Source organism: Nonomuraea rhizosphaerae (genome assembly GCF_019396405.1).
GTDB lineage: Bacteria > Actinomycetota > Actinomycetes > Streptosporangiales > Streptosporangiaceae > Nonomuraea > Nonomuraea rhizosphaerae.
On sequence record NZ_JAHKRL010000406.1, the window covers coordinates 1 to 2,089 of the forward strand.

The following is a 2,089-nucleotide window of genomic DNA, read 5'->3' on the forward strand; positions in this document are numbered from 1 at the left end:
TGTCGGCGCACTGTGCGCCGAGGCGGCCTCTTGTCGAAAGGACGGTTGTTACGGAACCACGGTGATGCGGTTGGTCACCGGCGGCGCGATCGGGTTGTCCCTGCCGAGGTGCTCGACGAAGGCGTCGATGTCCAGCGGCCCGCTCCACAGCTCCGTGCCGTCCCGGAAGCCGAGGAACGCGTCACCGCCGCCCACCAGGAAGTTGTTCGCGGCGACCCGGATCGTCTGGGTGTCGGTCACGGCCACGCCGTCGATCTTCATGTTCGACACCTTCGAGCCCCACGCGGCGGCGTTGCTGTAGGTGTAGGTGAAGTTCGCCGACGGCTGGAGGATCTTGGTGAACGGCTGGGCGTTCGGCCCGCCCGGCCACTGCTGCTCCAGGATCGTCTTGAGCTGCGCCCCCGTGAGCGTCACCACCTGCATCAGGTTGTTGAACGGCTGCACGGCGAACGCCTCGCCATAGGTGACGACGCCGTCGCCCTCACCGGCCGCGGAGCCGGCGTACGTGAGCGACTGCCGGACGCCGCCCGGGTTCATCAGGGCGATCTGCGCGTTCCCGCCCGTCCTGGTGGCGGCGAGCTGGCCGTCGGCGATGAGGTCGCCGAGCGGGGACTCTCCGCTGGGGGCGGCCGTGTTGGGGATGTCTGCCGTGATCCGGCCGACGGCCCGGTTGGCGACCGGCGCGACGCGGTCCTTCCACGTCTGCACGAACGTCGAAATTTCGGGATCCGGGGTGACCGTGCGGGTCACGACCTGGTTGTCCGCGACGACCGAGGAGCGGTCGATGTCGCGCGTCTTGACGTTCACGTTGAGGTCGACCTTGGTGATCACCCGGCCGAACGACCCGCCCTGCGAGTACAGCCGGTCATGACCCGCCGGGTCCTTGACCTTGCACAGGTACGCCTGGTGCGAGTGACCGCTGAGGATCACGTCGACCTCGGCGTCCACCTGGGTGGCGATGCGGTTGCCGGCGCCGGGGATGGCGCTGCACGCGTCGGGCGACTGGTTGGGGTTGACCTGGTCGCCCTCGTGCACGAGCACGACCTGCGCCTTGACGCCCACCAGCTTGAGCAGCTTGGACGCCAGGTTCGCGGCCTTGACCTCGTCCACGAACTTCAGGTCCTTGATGCCCTCGGCGGTGACGATCGTCGGGGTGGTCTGGGTGACCAGGCCGATGAAGCCGATCGGCACGCCGTTCATCCACTTGATGCTGATCGGCGGCAGCGCGGGCACGCCCCAGTCGCTCATCATCTTCTTGGCCGCGCCCTGCTGCGCGCCCAGGACCGCGAGCGAGTCGGTCTTCTCGTTGGGGTTCTTGAACAGGACGTTCGCGCCGACGTAGTCGTAGGCGGCGCCCTTCCACCTGCCGGCGGGCGAGCAGCCGTCCACCGGGTGGCAGCCGCCCTTCATGATCCGGCGCAGCTCGGCGTACCCCTCGTCGAACTCGTGGTTGCCGACCGCGGCCACCTTGAGCCCCAGCTTGCCCATGAACTCGACCGACGGCTCGTCGTGATAGGCCGCCGAGATGAGCGGGGTGGCGCCGATGAGGTCGCCTTGGGCCACGGCGATCGTGTTCTTGTCCGCGAGGGCCTTCATGTGGGTGGCGACGTACACGGCGCCGCCCGCGTCGACGGTGTTGCCGTTCTCGTCGACCATCCGGCCGGAGGACCCGGACGGGGGTTCGAGGTTGCCGTGGAAGTCGTTGAGCGCGAGCAACCTGACCGGAACGGTCTTCGGTGCCTTGTCCGCGCCCGCGGGGGTGGTCGCCGCGGCGAACCCACCCACGGCGACGGCTCCGGCCAGCACGAGCCGGAGGAGGGAACGTGACGTCATGGCCTTAGACGTTACGGGGGGAACCTATGCAGCCAATGTCGCAAAGGTAACGATTCATCGGCCCGTCACATGGCGTTATTTGCCAGCCGTACCCCTAGAGTTCGTGCTGTGAGTGCGCGTGTGGAGATCAGAGAACGGCTCGATGACCGAGAGATAGCCGAGGTCCTCGGCGTGGTGGAGGCGGCGACCGCCGCCGACGGCGTCCGCCCGCTGAACGAACACGTCATGCTGCACCTCCGCTACGGGGGCGACCCCC

1 protein-coding gene is annotated in these 2,089 nt (G+C 68.3%); it reads right to left on the reverse strand.

Going from position 1 to position 2,089, the window contains the following annotated elements:
* Nucleotides 1-48: 48 nt before the first annotated feature.
* Nucleotides 49-1,833 (reverse strand): bifunctional metallophosphatase/5'-nucleotidase, encoded by a 1,785-nt coding sequence (locus KME77_RS20725; RefSeq protein ID WP_219470275.1) that lies wholly within the window; start codon nt 1,831-1,833, stop codon nt 49-51.
* Nucleotides 1,834-2,089: the final 256 nt, after the last annotated feature.

What these genes read in the sequence shown, in the direction of transcription:
- KME77_RS20725 (WP_219470275.1), bottom strand. Translation starts at nt 1,833, where the DNA reads ATGACGTCACGTTCCCTCCTCCGGCTCGTGCTGGCCGGAGCCGTCGCC.